14 protein-coding genes are annotated in these 14,866 nt (G+C 72.0%); 8 read left to right on the top strand and 6 right to left on the bottom strand.

Translation table 11 applies throughout. The features are described 5' to 3' along the window. The first annotated feature begins 124 nt into the window (after positions 1 to 124). From ACGFIE_RS13790 to ACGFIE_RS13775, 4 genes are all read left to right on the top strand, one after another. Positions 125 to 1,579: a glycoside hydrolase family 3 protein gene (locus tag ACGFIE_RS13790; protein WP_393294315.1), complete on the top strand. Its 1,455-nt coding sequence runs from the start codon at positions 125 to 127 to the stop codon at positions 1,577 to 1,579. Positions 1,580 to 1,740: 161 nt separating this feature from the next. Then, on the top strand, positions 1,741 to 2,316 hold the full coding sequence (locus ACGFIE_RS13785; RefSeq protein WP_393294313.1) for a hypothetical protein: 576 nt from the start codon (positions 1,741 to 1,743) through the stop codon (positions 2,314 to 2,316). Beyond that, the gene (locus tag ACGFIE_RS13780; protein WP_393294311.1) at positions 2,313 to 2,807 is read left to right on the top strand and encodes a thiol-disulfide oxidoreductase DCC family protein; all 495 of its coding nucleotides are present in this window, start codon (positions 2,313 to 2,315) and stop codon (positions 2,805 to 2,807) included. Before ACGFIE_RS13785 ends, ACGFIE_RS13780 begins: the two co-directional genes overlap by 4 nt. After that, on the top strand, positions 2,770 to 3,468 hold the full coding sequence (locus ACGFIE_RS13775; protein WP_393294309.1) for a TetR family transcriptional regulator: 699 nt from the start codon (positions 2,770 to 2,772) through the stop codon (positions 3,466 to 3,468). The genes ACGFIE_RS13780 and ACGFIE_RS13775 overlap by 38 nt, the downstream gene beginning before the upstream one ends. A 240-nt stretch (positions 3,469 to 3,708) precedes the next feature. Here the strand turns inward: ACGFIE_RS13775 and ACGFIE_RS13770 are convergent, their stop codons facing one another. Further along, positions 3,709 to 4,371 (bottom strand): GNAT family N-acetyltransferase, encoded by a 663-nt coding sequence (locus tag ACGFIE_RS13770; RefSeq protein WP_393294653.1) that lies wholly within the window; start codon positions 4,369 to 4,371, stop codon positions 3,709 to 3,711. Positions 4,372 to 4,488: 117 nt separating this feature from the next. On the opposite strand from ACGFIE_RS13770, the gene ACGFIE_RS13765 reads away from it, so the two are divergent. Next, complete coding sequence (locus ACGFIE_RS13765; protein ID WP_363679162.1) at positions 4,489 to 4,767, top strand: hypothetical protein; 279 nt, start codon at positions 4,489 to 4,491, stop codon at positions 4,765 to 4,767. A 109-nt stretch (positions 4,768 to 4,876) separates the two neighbouring features. Beyond that, the gene (locus tag ACGFIE_RS13760; protein WP_393294307.1) at positions 4,877 to 5,395 is read left to right on the top strand and encodes a hypothetical protein; all 519 of its coding nucleotides are present in this window, start codon (positions 4,877 to 4,879) and stop codon (positions 5,393 to 5,395) included. 27 nt (positions 5,396 to 5,422) lie between these two features. Here the strand turns inward: ACGFIE_RS13760 and ACGFIE_RS13755 are convergent, their stop codons facing one another. Then, a complete protein-coding gene (locus tag ACGFIE_RS13755; RefSeq protein WP_393294305.1) occupies positions 5,423 to 6,175 on the bottom strand; it encodes a Clp protease N-terminal domain-containing protein in 753 nt (250 codons plus the stop codon). A gap of 151 nt (positions 6,176 to 6,326) precedes the next feature. Here ACGFIE_RS13755 and ACGFIE_RS13750 point away from each other — a divergent pair, with 151 nt between their 5' ends. Next, positions 6,327 to 7,139 (top strand): DUF72 domain-containing protein, encoded by an 813-nt coding sequence (locus ACGFIE_RS13750; RefSeq protein ID WP_393294651.1) that lies wholly within the window; start codon positions 6,327 to 6,329, stop codon positions 7,137 to 7,139. Between the two features lie 16 nt (positions 7,140 to 7,155). Here ACGFIE_RS13750 and ACGFIE_RS13745 read toward each other — a convergent pair whose 3' ends face one another. Next, positions 7,156 to 8,985: a glycoside hydrolase family 15 protein gene (locus ACGFIE_RS13745; protein WP_393294303.1), complete on the bottom strand. Its 1,830-nt coding sequence runs from the start codon at positions 8,983 to 8,985 to the stop codon at positions 7,156 to 7,158. A 143-nt stretch (positions 8,986 to 9,128) separates the two neighbouring features. Between ACGFIE_RS13745 and ACGFIE_RS13740 the strand changes: the two genes are divergently transcribed. Further along, positions 9,129 to 9,554 carry a VOC family protein gene (locus tag ACGFIE_RS13740; RefSeq protein WP_393294301.1) on the top strand — a complete coding sequence of 142 codons (426 nt, stop codon included), beginning with the start codon at positions 9,129 to 9,131 and terminating at the stop codon, positions 9,552 to 9,554. Positions 9,555 to 9,573: 19 nt separating this feature from the next. On the opposite strand, the gene ACGFIE_RS13735 is transcribed toward ACGFIE_RS13740, so the two are convergent. The 3 genes from ACGFIE_RS13735 to ACGFIE_RS13725 all read right to left on the bottom strand — a co-directional run bounded on the left by ACGFIE_RS13735 (position 9,574) and on the right by ACGFIE_RS13725 (position 14,720). Further along, positions 9,574 to 10,719: an aromatic acid exporter family protein gene (locus tag ACGFIE_RS13735; RefSeq protein WP_393294299.1), complete on the bottom strand. Its 1,146-nt coding sequence runs from the start codon at positions 10,717 to 10,719 to the stop codon at positions 9,574 to 9,576. Positions 10,720 to 10,846: 127 nt separating this feature from the next. Next, positions 10,847 to 11,449 (bottom strand): hypothetical protein, encoded by a 603-nt coding sequence (locus ACGFIE_RS13730; protein ID WP_393294297.1) that lies wholly within the window; start codon positions 11,447 to 11,449, stop codon positions 10,847 to 10,849. Between the two features lie 205 nt (positions 11,450 to 11,654). After that, positions 11,655 to 14,720 (bottom strand): VWD domain-containing protein, encoded by a 3,066-nt coding sequence (locus ACGFIE_RS13725; RefSeq protein ID WP_393294295.1) that lies wholly within the window; start codon positions 14,718 to 14,720, stop codon positions 11,655 to 11,657. Positions 14,721 to 14,866: the final 146 nt, after the last annotated feature.

The raw sequence follows: 14,866 nt of genomic DNA, 5'->3' as shown, positions 1-14,866 counted from the left end.
CTACCTGCGAACGGGTAGCCGTAGCGTAACGGCCGCCCGGAGGCAGAGTGCTCGGCCGACCCGGCAGGGCGATGACCACCGCGGGTACGACGTGCGTGCCCGGGAGGACCGAAGGGGAGATCACGTGGGGCTCGATCCAGGACTGCGCCGGCTCGCGCTGGGCACGTTGCTCGCCGCGCACCCGGGACCGGTCCCACCGGACTGGGCGGTCGACCTGGTGGCCGACGGGCTGGCCGGGCACACGCTGTTCGGCACGAACGTGCACGACCCCGCCCAGGTGGCGGCGAGCACTGCCGCGCTGCGCGCCGGCCGGGCGGACGTGCTGATCGCCATCGACGAGGAGGGCGGCGACGTGACCCGGTTGGCGCACGCCACCGGCAGCCCGTACCCCGGTAACGCGGCCCTCGGCGCGGTCGACGACGTGGCGCTCACCCGCCGGGTCTACCGGTCGATCGGCGCCGAGCTGGCCGCGCTCGGCATCACCGTCAACCTCGCTCCCACGGTCGACGTGAACACCGCCGACGACAACCCCGTGATCGGCACCCGCTCGTTCGGCGCCGACCCGATGCGGGTCGCCGCCCACTCGGCCGCCGCCGTGAGCGGCCTCCAGGCCGCCGGCGTCGCGGCCTGCGCCAAGCACTTCCCCGGCCACGGCGCCACAGTCACCGACTCCCACCACGAACTGCCCACTGTGGACGTCCCGCTGGAGCTGCTGCGCCGGCGGGACCTGCCGCCGTTCGCCGCGATCGTCACCGCCGGAGCGCAGGCCGTGATGACCGCGCACATCCGGGTGCCGGCGCTCACCGGCGACGACCCGGCCACCTTCAGCCGGGCCGTCCTGGTCGACCTACTGCGCACCGAGTACGGCTTTACCGGGACGGTGATCACCGACGCGCTGGAGATGAAGGGTGCCGCGGTGGCCGCCGGGGGTGTCGGGCCGGCCGCGGTCCGGGCCCTCTCGGCCGGCGCGGACCTGCTCTGCATCGGCGCGACTGTCGACGCGACGCTTGTCGAGCGGGTGGCCGCCGAGATCGTCGAGGCGATGACCGACGGCCGGTTGCCGATCGCGCGGGTCGAGGAGGCGGCCGGCCGCGCCGCCGCGCTCGCCGCCTGGACCCGGGCCGCGGGCGGGCCACCGACCACCGAGGACCCCGATCTGGGGTACGCCGCGGCGCGTCGCGCGGTCCGGGTGGAGGGCCCGCTCACCGGCCTGGACCAGCCGCTCGTGGTGCAGTTGCACACCGAGTCGACAATCGCCGAGGGACGGGTGCCGTGGGGCCTCGGCCCGCACCTCGACGGCGTACGGGAGATCCGGGTGATCGCCACCGAGACCGATCCGGCCACGCTGCGTGAGTTGGCCGGCGGCCGGCAGATCGTGCTGGTCGGGCGGCACCTGCACCGGCTGCCCGGCGGCCCGGAACTGATCGCCGACCTGGCGGCCCAGCACCCGGTGACGGTGGTGGAGATGGGCTGGCCGGCACAGTGGCGCCCGGCTGGCGTACGCGCCTTCGTCACCACCTACGGCGCGAGCCACGCCAACGGCCGCGCGGCGGCCGAGGCACTCGGCCTGGCCCACTGAGCCCCGGCGCCGTCCGGTCCGACGCCAGGGCTCGACCGGATGGCGCGCTCGGCGCCGCACCAGAGTGTCCACAGTCACTCGTCATTCCTTATTGAACATGTTCAACAGGCGCTCTAGGCTGACGTCGTCGGTAGTTGAACACGTTCAAGAAAGGCGTCCACATGGACATCAAGGTCTGGATGTACGTGATCTACCTCGCGGTCAGCGTCGGCCTGACCATCTGGGTGGCTCGGGCCCTGTCCCGCAACGGGCAGGTCTTCCTGGAAGAGGTGTTCGCCGACGAACGACTCGCCCGAGCGGTCAACAGCCTCCTGGTGGTCGGCTTCTACCTGCTCAACCTCGGTTACGTCACGGTGGCCATGAAGCATCCCGACCCGGTGCGCTCCACCAGCCAGGCCATGGAGGAGCTGTCCCTCAAGATCGGCCTCGTGCTCCTCGTACTCGGCGCGCTGCACTTCTTCAACGTCTTCGCACTGGGCCGCTACCGCCGAAACCGACTTCGCCAACTCGCTCCCCACCCCCCGATCGCTCCGATCAGCCGACTCCCCATGCAAGCCGCACCGCACGGTGGATACCCGAGCGGGCCCTACCCGGTCGGAGCACAGCCGGTCGGAGCACAGCCGGCCGGGCCTTACCCGACCGGGCCCCAGTCGGTGGGGCCACAGCCGGGCACCGCACAGCCCCGCGCGGCACAGCCCGGCGCCGACGGGCCGGGACCCAACCCCGCGACCCGATGACCGGCGCACCGACTGGCGGGCCCACCGAGCCCTCGGATCCCACCGCGTTCGGGGGCGGTGGGGTCCGTGGGTTCACCGTCCTGTTCGACGCGAACTGCCCGCTCTGCCGGGCCGCCCGCCGGTGGCTCTCGTCCCGCGCCCAACTCGTACCCCTGGAGTTCGTGCCGGCGGGTTCGACCGAGGCCCGGTGGCGCTTCCCCGGCCTGGACCACGACGCGACGCTGCGTGACCTGACCGTCGTGGCCGACACCGGCGAGGTGTACGCGGGCGACGGCGCGTGGTTCGCCTGCCTCTGGGCGTTGGCGGACCACCGGTCGGCGGCCGAGCGGTTGTCCCGACCGCATCTGCTGCCGCTGGCCCGGCAGGTGGTGACGGCCGCCTCGGCGATCCGGGAACGGGTTCGCGATCCGTGGGCCGAGCCGATCGACGAACCGGCGGGATACCGTGACCTCGATGACCGAACAACCTGCGCCGACGACCACTGCGGGTGAGCCCGCGACCGCCCGTGGCGAGCAGACCCGGCAGCTGATCCGAGACACCGCGCTGCGGCTGTTCCGCGAGCGCGGCTACGCCCAGACCACGATGCGGGCGATCGCGCAGGAAGCAGGCGTGGCGGTGGGCAACGCCTACTACTACTTCGGCTCGAAGGACCACCTCATCCAGGAGTTCTACGCCCAGTCCCAGGTCGAGATCAGAGCAGCGGCCCAACCGGTGCTCGACCGGGAGGAGGCGTTCGGCGCGCGGCTGGCCGGGGTGCTGCACGCAGGCATCGACGTGCTGACCCCGTCGCACGACTTCGCGGCGACCTTCTTCAAGACCGCGGCCGAGCCGACCTCCCCGCTCAGTCCCTTCTCCGCCGAGTCGTCCGCCCCCCGGCAGGCGGCGATCGACCTGTTCGCCGAGGTGTTGACCGGCTCGACCGCCAAGGTCGACGCCGAGCTGCGACCTCAGCTGCCCGAGCTGCTCTGGCTCGCGTACATGGGCGTCGTCCTCTACTGGGTGCACGACCGGTCGGCTGGTCAGGTCAAGACCCGACAGTTGATCGACGGTGTGGTGCCGTTGATCGACCGGCTGGTCGCGTTGTCGCGGCTGCGGGTGCTCCGCCCGGTGACCCGACAGGTGTTCGACCTCATCCGTACGCTGCGTCACTAACCGCAGCACCGTCGCCGCTCCGCTTCGTCGCAGGTCAAGTCCGTTATTCGACACTCCGACCCGACAGCTCGCACCTTGCACCGAGCAGATTCGATACGTAGCGTGATCGCCATCGAACCGGCCCATCAGCGACGCGGCCGATCGCCCGAGAACCGGGACCTGGGGGCAGGTTGCGGACCGTGGATCCGGCCCGGGATCCACGGTCCGCGCACTGAGATCGGCGCCCGACGGCTGCCCGTCTCACCGCGGATAGACCCCGTACGCCCGCCAACCCCGATCCGGGAAACCCGCCGCCTCCGCGACCCGGGCCGAGGCGTGGTTGTCCTTCTCGTGCAGGTACGTCGGCACCGCTCCCTCGTCCAGGACCCGCCGTGCCGCCTGTGCCACCAGCCGACGCGCGAGGCCCCGACCCCGGGCCGCCGGGGCGGTGCCAACGGCCAGTTCGTGGCCGTACGCGTCGTGGCGTTTGATTCCGGCTCCGGCCAGATAGGTGCCGTCCGCGTCCCGGACCACGAGCACCGGGCGGTCGAACAACCGCAGCCAGGTCGGCAGGCCGGGGGCCGTCGACTCGGTCCACTCCCCCACGTCGGGCAGTGGTGCGGGAGAACTGCTCCAGCGGAACGGGCCGTCGTGCACGGAGAAGGTAGGTAGGCCGACGGCCTGCGGCAGTGCCGCGAGCAGCCGGTCCGGCGCTCGCCCGACCAGCGCTCGGATCGCCGCCACCCGGTCCGGCGCGACGGAGAGCACCGCGCTCCGACCGGTGTCGACGGCGAGGGCCGGGCGCAACCGGCCGTCCCAGGCTGGCCTGGCCCGGCGCTGGGAGGCGACCACGTGCAGCCCCGGGCCGGCCGGCCACTGGCCGAGCCAGGAGGCCAGGTGCAGCTGCAGCCGCCGGTCGAGCATGCGTACCTCCGTCACCCACACGTCGTGGATCACCGTACGCCGGGCGGCCCGCGCGGGCGGGCCTTCCCACCGAGGCCGGGTGGTACGGGGTCAGGAGCGCCCCGCCAAAGCGCCGACATGCTGCCCAAAATCCGGGAACCGGGTGGCGATATCGATCGTCATAGGTATTTCCATATCTGGACACCTTTCTCTGGGACGGTATTGGTCATGCCCATTCAGCCGAACGCCCCCTTCCACCAGAACCCCACGCGCCTCTGGCGTGCAGCGGAGGCCACCGGACCCCTTCCGGCCCAGCCGCGCTACCGGGTGACCCGCACGACGGGCGAGCTGTCCTGGGCGAAGCTGAACAAGCTGCCGGCCGGAAGCTCCAGCCGGCACGGCCTCAACACGCGCTGACGGTGGTCGGGGACGACACACCGCAGGAGGACCAGCGGCGGCTTTCGCACACCTGTCGGGTAATTTCTTGTGGTCCGGCATCCGGCCTACGACAGGAGAAGCTCCGCGCATGGGCAAGAAGACGATCCACGTCTCCGACTTCACCGGCACCGTTCTGCAGCAGGACGACGAGGTGGTTCGTGTCGTCGTCCTGGAGCACCCGGACCTGGTCGCCGGGCCCGTGCAGCTCGACGCCACCCCGGGTGAGGTGGAGAGCATCGACGACGCCGCGCTGGACGTGGCGGTGGTGGAGATCCACGACCGGCACGGCGGCGGCGAGCCCCGACGGGTGGTCCTCACCGCCAGCGAGTTCGACGCGATGGCCACCGACGTTCCGATGGCGCAACTGCTGAGGACCGCCGAGCGGGTCCGCCCGCCGAAGGCCCGCAAGAGCCCCGAGAAGATCGACTACGGCACGCTGGAGCACGCCGGGAAGCCGCACCGGGGCCGGGTCACCGAGGAGGAGGCCCGACTCGTCCGCGAGCAGCTCGACGAGGTCAACAAGCGCCTCGCCGACGCGGGCGTACGCCAGATCGACCCGGCCGATCCGGAGCACGCCCTGCGCTACGGCTTCCCCGACGTCTCCTGAGACGAGCCGACGGCCGTCGTACCGGCGCTATCGAGCGTCGCCCTCGGGGGCGGACGCCTTGACGATGGCGGCGAGGGCGACGGCCAGGTCGGCCTCGACCGCTTCCTTGGTCAGGCCGAGATCGGTGAGCACACCCGCGCCGTCCTCCAACTCCAGCAGGGCGAGCAGGAGATGCTCGGTGCCGACGTAGTTGTGCCCGAGACGCAGCGCCTCCCGGAAGGTCAGCTCCAACGCCTTCTTGCCACGTCCGTTGTAGGGGATGAGGTCCGGAACCTCGTCGACTCCGGGCGGAAGGACGGCGCCGACGGCCTCGCGGACCGCCTCGGCTGTCGCCCCCCGGCCGGCCATCACCCTGGCGGCCAGTCCGTCCGGCTCGGCGAGCAGCCCCAGCACGAGGTGCTCCGGGCCGATCTCGGCGTTGCGGGCGGCGCGGGCCTCCTCCTGCGAGGCCATCACCACGTTGCGGGCCCGGGGGGTGAACCGGGCGAAGCCGGCGTTGGGGTCGAGCGCCGCGGCCTCGGTGGAGCCCTTCGCCACGAAGCGCTTCTGCGCCGCCTGCTTGGTGACCCCCATGCTGCGACCGATGTCGGTCCACGAGGCGCCCGAGCGCCGGGCCTGATCGACGAAGTGCCCGATCAGGTGGTCGGCGACCTCACCGAGGTGGTCGGCGGCGATCACCGCGTCGGTGAGCTGGTCGAGCGCGTCGGTGTGCGCCTTCTTGATCGCCTGGATCAGGTCGTCGAGCTTGACGTGGTTCTTCATCTGGAAAGGCTCGGTCATGCGTCAACCATAGGTTGACGAACTCCTCTCGTCAACCCCGAGTTGACGGTTGCCCGCGGGCGGGATTCTGGTCGCGACCGCCAGCGCGTATACCGTGGGCGCCGTTGTCGGCGGAGGAGGGGCGGTCATGCGGCTGCACGTCGGGTGCGCGATGTGGACCCACAGGTCCTGGCCACAGCCGCGTACGCCCCAGGAACGCCTACACCACTACGCGAGCTGGTGCGATGCCGTCGAGGGGAACACGACGTTCTACGCGACGCCCGCCCGGGACACCGTCGCGTCCTGGGCGGCGCAGACCGACCCGGGCTTCCGTTTCGTCGTCAAACTCCCCAAGGTCGTCACGCACGAACGCCGGCTCACCGACGTCGACGACCCGCTGCGCGCCTTCCTCGACGCGATCGAGCCCCTCGGCCCACGCGCCCACGCTCTGTGGATCCAGCTCCCGGGGTCGTTCTCGCCGTCCGACGTGCCCACCCTCGGCCGGTTCCTCGGACGACTTCCGCGCTCCCACCGGTACGCCGTGGAGGTCCGCCATCCCGCGTTCTTCACCGAGCCCCGCGCGGTCCGGCTGCTCGAGGAGACCCTGACGGCGGCCGCGGCCGAATGGATTCCCTTCGACACCACTGCGTTCTTCGCCAGCCCGCCAACCAGCGACGCGGAGCGCGACGCCTGGACCAAGAAACCACGGTTGCCACTGCGGTCGGTCGCGCTGACCGACCGTCCGATCGTCCGCTACCTGGGCCGCGACGACAGCGCCCGGACGGTCGAGGGCTGGCAGCGCTGGGTCGAGGTCGCCGCCGACTGGTTGCGCGAGGGACGCTCCCCCACCGTGTTCGTCCACACGCCTGACAACGCCGACGCGCCGAGGCTCGCCCGCCGCTTCCATGACGAGGTACGCGCACGCGTCCCCGGCCTCGCCGCACTGCCCGAACCGATACCTGTCGAACCCCTCACCCTGTTCTGAGCAGGTACGCCCCCGGTCACCGCTCGCGGTCGAGGAGGTCGTTGAGGTGATCGGCCGTACTGATCAGCGAGAGGTGGCTGAACGCCTGCGGGAAGTTGCCGATCTGCTCACCGTTGGGAGAGATCTCCTCCGAGTACAGCCCCAGCGGCGTGCTGTACGTGAACATCTTCTCGAAGGTCAGCCGAGCGTCGTCGAGCCGGCCGGACTGGGCGAGGGCCTGGACGTACCAGAAGGTGCACATGCTGAAGGTGCCCTCGGAGCCGGCGAGCCCGTCCGGCGAGGCCTTCGGGTCGTAGCGGTAGACGAGGCTGTCCGAGACGAGGTCGCCGTCCATGGCCCGCAACGTCGACACCCACATCGGATCGGTCGGCGAGATGAAGCCGAGCCCGGGCATCGCGAGAAGTGAGGCGTCCAGGATGTCGCTGCCGTAGTGCTGCACGAACGCGCCCCGTCCGGGATGGAATCCACGCGCCATGACCTGCTCGTAGACGGCGTTGCGCTCGACGGTCCAGCGGGCCGTGTCGCCGGGGCGTCCATGGCGCTTCGCGAGACGGATGGCACGGTCCAACGCCACCCAGGCCATCAGCCGCCCGTAGGTGAAGTCCTGCCTGCCGGACCGGGTTTCCCAGATGCCGTCCTCGGGCTGGTCCCAGTGGTCGCAGAGCCAGTCCATCAGCCCCGCCGTCTTCCGCCACGCCTCGTACGAGACGAAGAGCCCGTTCCGGCTGGCGAGATCCAGCGCCAGGAGCGCCTCGCCGTAGATGTCGAGCTGCAGTTGACCCGACGCGCCGTTGCCGATCCGCACCGGCGCCGACCCGCGGTACCCCTCCAGGTTGCCCAACACCTCCTCGGGGAGGTCCGGTGAGCCGTCGATCCGGTACATCACCTGGAGGGGAACGTCGCCGTCGCGGGCGTCACGGATGCGCGCGTCGAGCCAGAGAAGGTACTTCTCCGCCTCGTCGGTGAAGCCGAGGCGGAGAAGCGCGTGCACCGAGAACGAGGCGTCCCGGATCCACGTGTAGCGGTAGTCCCAGTTCCGCGGCCCGCCGATCTGCTCGGGCAACCCGGCCGTCGGCGCGGCGACCAGAGCCCCCGTCGGGGCGTACGTCATGAGCTTGAGCGTCATCGCCGACCGTTCGACCATCTCCCGCCAGCGGCCGGTGTAGGTGGAGCGGCCGATCCACCGACGCCAGTGGTCGCGGGTCTCGGCGAGCAGTTCACAGGCCTGCTCGATGCTGAGCGCCCGGGGAGCGTGCGGGCAGGCCGTCTCCAGAACGACGCCGCCGATGTCGCCGGCGTGCAGCTCGTAGCGGACACAGACGCCCTCCGCGTCCCGGTGGATGGTCCCGGTGTCGACCAACCGCTCCGCGTTCTTGAAGGGGGTCAGGGTGAGGGAGAGGGTCGAGCTGCGGAAGACGTCGCCCTCCGGGTGGACCTCGAGCTCGTACGGATCCCGCCCGTAGTTGAACCGTGGCCGGCAGTCGAAGCGGAACCGCATGCTCCCCCGAACCATCCGGACCAGCCGGATCAACCGGTGCTGGTCGGTGGCCCGCTCGCCCGTGACGGGCATGAAGTCCACCAGCTCCCCCACGCCGTCGGCGCTGTGGAAGCGGGTGATCAGGATCGGCGTACCGGGCAGGTAGAGCTGTTTGCTCGTGTAGTCGATGCCGTCCGGCGAGAGCTGGAAGTGCCCGCCCCTGCGGCGGTCCAGCAGGGCGCCGAAGACGCTCGGCGAGTCGAAGCGGGGCGCACAGAACCAGTCGATCGTGCCGTCCTTGCTGATCAGCGCGGCGGTCTGCAGATCGCCGATCAGGCCGTGCTCCTCCACTGCGGGGTACGTCTCCACGCTGGCTCCCGCCGCTCGTCGGGCTGACGGCGGCGACTACCCGGGATACCGCGCCCTACACGGCCCGTCATCTCCGTGTGGGACGAACGTGTCGGTGCCCACCGATAGCGTGACACCGGAGGCCAACGACGAGAGGACACCTGATGAGTCTGCGCGGATTCGCCACGCTGAACATCTGGGCGGACGACGTGGCGGCGGCCACCGAGTGGTACGCCCAGTTCCTGGGCCAGGACGCGTACTTCTCGCGGCCCGGCCCCGACGGACGTCCGGCCTACACGGAGTTCCGGGTGGGCGACTACCAGGCGGAGCTGGGCATCATCGACCGCCGGTACGCGCCACCCGGCGCGGCGACCGGGCCCGGCGGCGCCGTCATGCACTGGCACGTCGACGACCTCGACGCCACCGTGGCGCGACTCCTGGCCCTGGGCGCCACGGAGTACCAGCCGATCACGCCGCACGGGGACGAGGGGTTCGTCAGCGCGGCGGTGGTCGACCCGTTCGGCAACGTGCTGGGCGTCATGACCAACCCGCACTACCTCGACGTGCTCGCCGCACGTACGGCGACCTGACCTGGCGTGAGTCTTCCCTTCAGTTCCGCCGGTGCCCGTCCACCGCCCTCCGCACGAGCACGGCCCCCCTCTCGGCGTCCAGTCCGCTGGCGATGAGCAGGTCGTGGGCGGCCATGCGAAACTCGCCCGCGGCGATCAGCCCGGAATAACCCAGACGGTGGACGTGCGGGCGGGTGGGGTCCCCCACGGCCTCCCCCTGCGCCCGTCCGATCATTTCGACGCCCACCAGGATCTGCTCGCGGGCCTCCCGCGGCTCCGCACCGGCCTGGATCGTCCAGCGCAGGGTCAGCAGGGCGCAGGCCAGCAGGTCGATGGCCGCGGGAAACTCCTCGGGGATGGGTTCCTCGTCCTTGAGCGCTGTCGTGAGCCGTCGGGACAGGGAGCGGCAGCTGTGCAGGCTACGGTCCAGATGCTGGATCGACGCCGTGTGGAAGGTCAGGGAGTCGCGCTCCCGCCAGCGCAGGGGCGCGAGCCGCCCCACCTCCTGGGCGGCGCCGAGCCCCTCCTTCAGGGCGGTCAACTGGGGGCCGAGCTCCCGCAACCGACGCAGGCTCCGTTCGGCGCCGGCGAGATCGCGGATCCGCAGCGCCGCGGCCAGCTCGTGGATGGCGGCGGCCGCCGGTCCGACGACGGGCTCGGCCAGCCGCAGCAGCGTCCGTTGCGGGTGGATGGGCACCAGGAGCAGGCCGACAGCCAGCCCGACCAGTCCGCCGACCGCCGCGTCGACGAAGCGGGGGACGGACAGCTCGCGTACGGGTGGCTCCAGGGTGGCGATGAGCACCGCGGTGCCACCGGCCTGGGTGAGCAGCGAACCACCGCCCTTGAACAGGACGGCGAGGACGATCGCCAGCACGACTACCACGCCGGTCTGCCAGGCCCCGATGCCGAAGAACGGCATGAGCGCGTCGCCGACGGCCAGCCCGAGGATCACCCCGACCAGCAGCTCGACGGTGCGCCGCAGGCGTGACCCCATCGAGGCGGCCACGATGCCGACCGCGGTGGTGGGCGCGAGAATCGGGGACGGGTTGTGCAGGAACTGGTACGCCACGTACCAGGCGATCGCAGCCGCGAAGCCGGCCTGCACCGCGAGCAGGCCGTACAGGCGCAGCCGCCAGGCGCGGGAGCGCAGCCCCTCGCGTGCTCGCTCCCGCAGACCAGCGACCATCCGGCGCACCCTGAGCCATCCGTGCGGTGAGGCGCCGCCTTCGGTCTCCGGCTCCTGGTCGGCGGGCACGCGCGCCGCTTACCCACGACGCGCGCGCCTATCCGCCGGGGTCACCGCCGCCGGTGGCTTACTTGTCCGCTGGCGGCGGCAGCAGTTCGGCGTGTCGGACGGTCCAGTCGCCCCTGGTCACCGGGGCGAACGCCGCCGGCGCCAGGCAGGTGCCGACCGTCCCCTCGCGCCACTGACCGTCCGGCCCCTGGTCGGCGTTGACCACCGACCAGGAGAAACCGACCCGATCGCCGCCCGGCCCGTCGTACACGCTGAAGCCCAGACGCCTACCGACCAGGTCTGCCGCCGGCGTGTCGGCCTCGGTGACCACGGCGGTGAGGCTCGCGGTCCGCTCGGCCGTGACCAGGCAGTCGACGCGGGCCGCGAAGCGGACGGTGAGACCGTTCGCGGCGACCCGGTGGGCGACGCGAACCGTGCCTGTCGCGTCGGTGGGCAGGCCGTGCGGCGCGCCCGGCAGTGCCCGGGTGTACGGGGTCGCTCGCGCGTCGAAGGTGAAGCTGCGTACGTCGTTGTCCGGCGAATACGTCAACCTGACCTCGCCCGACCCGACGACGCTGGCGACCCTCGGCCGGTGCGGTGTGGCGTTGGCGCCCGGCACGGCGACAAGCGTCACGCCGACCATGATCGCCGCCGTGCCCAGCCCCCGAAACGTGTTCCTCATCGGTCCTCCCTCGTAGCGACTGTCGTCGCTGTCGGGATCCACGTTGCCGGCTCGCGCGAGCCATGCCATCCCCCGGCCGCGCGAGCCGTCTCCACCCCCGGAGGGAGCATTCGTTGGCCACGGCTCGTCAGCACCTGTCGACCCGCGTGGCAGCCGGAAGCAACGTGAGGCTCATCCATCGCCGGCACAGAGCCGATCCTCCGGCTCAGCGGTGCAGGGTGACGGTGACCCGCCCGGTCGCGGTGCCCGACGGGTTCACCACCACCGTGTACGTGCCGGTGGCCGGCAGCCTCGTCGCGTCGACAGTGCCGGCGCCGTTGATGACGCAGCCGCTGGCCAGCAGGATGCCGTCGGGGCCACGCGGCTCCAGTACGCCGCACTGGTCGGGCAGGGTGGCGGCGCTCGCCGTCAGGGCCACGGAGGTTCCCGCCGAGCCGGTGAACCGGTAACCGATCAGCGCACCCGGCCGGTCCACGACAGCCACCACCGCCGGCCCGTCCAGGGTGATCGTGGCGCTGCCGTCCCGACCGGCGAAGAGCCGCAGCGCGACCTCACCTGTGGTGCGGTCCACCGGATCGACCACCACCGTGTACGCGCCGTCGGCGGGCAGCAGCGTGCCGTCGACCTCGCCGACGCCGTTGACGACACAGCCGGTGCTCAGCAGTTGCTCGTCGGCGTCCTCGATCCGCAGCGGCGAGCACTGGTCGCTCAGGGTGCTCGTCGGCACCTCCACGAAGACCCGCTCGCCGGCCCGGCCGGTGAACCGGTACCGGGCCTGCGCGCCCGGCTGCCCGATAGTCGCGGAGACCGCCGGCCCGTTCGACTCGACAGTGCCCACCGTGTCCGAGGCGGCGTAGACCCGTACGGTGGCCCGGCCGGTGTCGCCCGTCGCGGCGGTGACCTCGACCGCGTAGCTGCCGGCAGCGGTCAGGTCGACGCGGTCGATGAAGCCGGAGCCGTTGATGTTGCAGCCACTGCCCACCTCCCGGCCCTCCGGGTCGAGAAGCCGGTACGCGGAGCAGCGATTGGCGATCCCACTGGCGACGACGTCGACGAAGACGGCGTCCCCGGCGCGGGCCGGGAAGGTGAGCCGATCACCACCCGGGGTGAGGGCGGCGGTGGCGACAGGCGTGGCGGCGATCGGCACGGCCGGCGGTGGTGCGATCCGCTCGGTGGCCGCGCCGCCGACGGCGAACTCGGGTCGGCCGCTGACTCCGACGTCGAAGACGCAGTCGGCGAGCGCGGCCGGGGCGGTGACGCCGGCCCAGCGGCACAGTTCCTCCGCCGCCGCCCGGCGACCCGGATCGAGGTCGGCAGTCGTCATCGGCCGCTCGGGAAAGGAGCGGTCGGTGAAGGTCCCGGTGTCCTGGTCGTCCTCGTAGTGCAGCAGCGAGCGCTCCTGCGCGATGCGCCAACCGTCCGCGTACGCCGGGTAGAGCTTCTCGAAGGGCACCGGTTGCGCAAGCGCCGGCCCGGAGGCGGGGGCGATGTCGTCGCCCGGGTCGCCGTCGAAGTCGCCGAGCAGGCCGCGCACCTTTCCGGCCCGGCTCTTGTCCAGCTTCACCAGCAGCCGGTAGCCGTAGTGGCCGATCTGGTCCACGGCCGCCGCCGAACCGTCCGGCCAGCGCAGGTCGTAACCGTCCGCCGGACCGGTGTCGGAGGGCCGGCGGACCAGGGCGCCGCCACCGCCGAGGTCGGTGCGCTCTGGCGGTACGGCGACCTGCGCGCCGTCGACGTACACCCGGGTTCCGCCGCCGCTGAGGGTGAGGCTGACCCGGCGCTCGCCGACCCGGAAGGCGACGGCGGTGTTGACCGAGGCGGTCCGGGTGCCGGCCATCGGGGCCTGCCGGACCTGCACCTCCAGCGGATCGCCGCCGGTCGCGGTGACGAGCACGAACTCGCCGACCGCCTGGAAGTCGTAGTAGGCCCGGTCGAAGGTGACCAGGTGCGGATCGCCGTTGGTGCTCGCGCAGGCGGCACCCTCCTCGCAGAGCTTCGTGGGCCCCTTCGCCGGCGGCTTCTTCTTCGCCGGCTTCTTGCACTCGTCGAGGTTCTTCGGCAACGGCTTGCCGTCGTACTCGGTGCGTGGCGGCAGTCCCTTCGCCGCGCGGTAGCGGTTCTCCGCGAGCGTCGCCTTCACCTCGGCGGTCTTGATCCCGGTGGCGCCGCACTCGCCCGCCGGCACGGCGCTGCGGGAGATGTCGTCGGCGTGGTTCAGCTCGTGGTACAGCGCGGCGCACGGGTCGCGGACCACCCCGTCGCCGTACGGGTCGGTGGAGGTCGGGTTCCAGGTGACCGTGGAGGAGCCCCTGCCATCCGCGCTGTCCGGGGTCTCGAAGGCACCCGAGCCACCCGGGGTGGGGATGATCCGCACCTTCGGCGACTTCGGATCCTTGAGCCGGGCCAGAATCCCGGTCGGATCACCGCCGGCCGCCGCGAACCCCTGCAGGCAGCCGTCGACCGCCGCCTGGAAGTCGACGCCGGCGACGGGCACGCCGGAGTTCGGGTCGACCGTGTACGCCGCTCGGGCCGGCGGCGCCGCCGTGACCACGAGCCCACCGACGACGACCAGCAGCAGGGCGGCGGCGCCCGCCGGGGACCGGCGGCGGACCCGCAGGACCACTGTCGCGACGACGAGCAGCAGCACGAGCGCGGTGCCGCCGAGCAGCCAGGCCCATCGGGGTACGCCCGAACCGCCGTCACCGACGACGAAGGTGGCGGTCCGCAGCGCGCTGACCCCCACACACGAGTTGGCGGCACCGCTCACCGGCAACGTTACGTAACCGGCGGTCACCTCGTACCGGCCGGCCGCCCCGATCGGCCAGAGCGTGTCCAGCCCACCGCCGTCCGGCGTCGCGGCCACCGAACGCAGCACCACGTCACCGGCGTCGTCACCGTCGTGCACCCGGACGGCTGTCAACGGCACGGTCATGCTCGTGCCCTGCTCGACAGTGGTGAGGCCGGCGGTGGCGACCGCGGCCACCCCGTCGGCGTAGAAGCTGCGGCCGAGCACCGGCGCCACGTCGTGCCCGTCCCGGCGTACTCCGGTCACCTGGACGGTCCCGGTGGCCTCGGTCGCCAGCGCGCAGGCCGCGCCCGTCGAGTTGGTGACGGTGAGATCCAAGCGGACCGGCTCACCGACCCGGTAGGACTGTCGCTCCGCGCGCAGCCCCAACCCCAGGCCATCGTCCGCGGCCGCCGTGCCCTGCCCGACCACCAGCGCGGCAAGCAGTACGGCGACACCGGCCGCGAGTCGCGCCATCAACCTCATGGAGGCTGACTGTAGGGCCGGTCCGCCCTTGTTCCCGCGCACTGTCGGGCAGTGGTCGCAACCGTGGCTCGCCGGCCCCGCGGCCCACCCCGCTCGTTGATCCGGTACGCGTCAGCGACCGCCGCCAAGAGCTGACCAGGCTGCCG

This window comes from Micromonospora sp. NPDC049275 (assembly GCF_043197115.1).
In the GTDB taxonomy this organism is placed as follows: Bacteria; Actinomycetota; Actinomycetes; order Mycobacteriales; family Micromonosporaceae; genus Micromonospora.
The sequence above is the reverse complement of the archived record's forward strand: the minus strand, read 5'-3'. Positions and strand labels throughout refer to the sequence as shown.

Excerpts from the sequence above, each read along its gene's own strand:
- ACGFIE_RS13785 (WP_393294313.1), top strand. The coding sequence starts at position 1,741 with ATGGACATCAAGGTCTGGATGTACGTGATCTACCTCGCGGTCAGCGTC.
- ACGFIE_RS13780 (WP_393294311.1), top strand. The coding sequence starts at position 2,313 with ATGACCGGCGCACCGACTGGCGGGCCCACCGAGCCCTCGGATCCCACC.
- ACGFIE_RS13775 (WP_393294309.1), top strand. The coding sequence starts at position 2,770 with ATGACCGAACAACCTGCGCCGACGACCACTGCGGGTGAGCCCGCGACC.
- ACGFIE_RS13770 (WP_393294653.1), bottom strand. The coding sequence starts at position 4,371 with ATGCTCGACCGGCGGCTGCAGCTGCACCTGGCCTCCTGGCTCGGCCAG.
- ACGFIE_RS13765 (WP_363679162.1), top strand. The coding sequence starts at position 4,489 with ATGCTGCCCAAAATCCGGGAACCGGGTGGCGATATCGATCGTCATAGG.
- ACGFIE_RS13760 (WP_393294307.1), top strand. The coding sequence starts at position 4,877 with ATGGGCAAGAAGACGATCCACGTCTCCGACTTCACCGGCACCGTTCTG.
- ACGFIE_RS13755 (WP_393294305.1), bottom strand. The coding sequence starts at position 6,175 with ATGACCGAGCCTTTCCAGATGAAGAACCACGTCAAGCTCGACGACCTG.
- ACGFIE_RS13750 (WP_393294651.1), top strand. The coding sequence starts at position 6,327 with ATGTGGACCCACAGGTCCTGGCCACAGCCGCGTACGCCCCAGGAACGC.
- ACGFIE_RS13740 (WP_393294301.1), top strand. The coding sequence starts at position 9,129 with ATGAGTCTGCGCGGATTCGCCACGCTGAACATCTGGGCGGACGACGTG.
- ACGFIE_RS13735 (WP_393294299.1), bottom strand. The coding sequence starts at position 10,719 with ATGGTCGCTGGTCTGCGGGAGCGAGCACGCGAGGGGCTGCGCTCCCGC.
- ACGFIE_RS13730 (WP_393294297.1), bottom strand. The coding sequence starts at position 11,449 with ATGAGGAACACGTTTCGGGGGCTGGGCACGGCGGCGATCATGGTCGGC.
- ACGFIE_RS13725 (WP_393294295.1), bottom strand. The coding sequence starts at position 14,720 with ATGAGGTTGATGGCGCGACTCGCGGCCGGTGTCGCCGTACTGCTTGCC.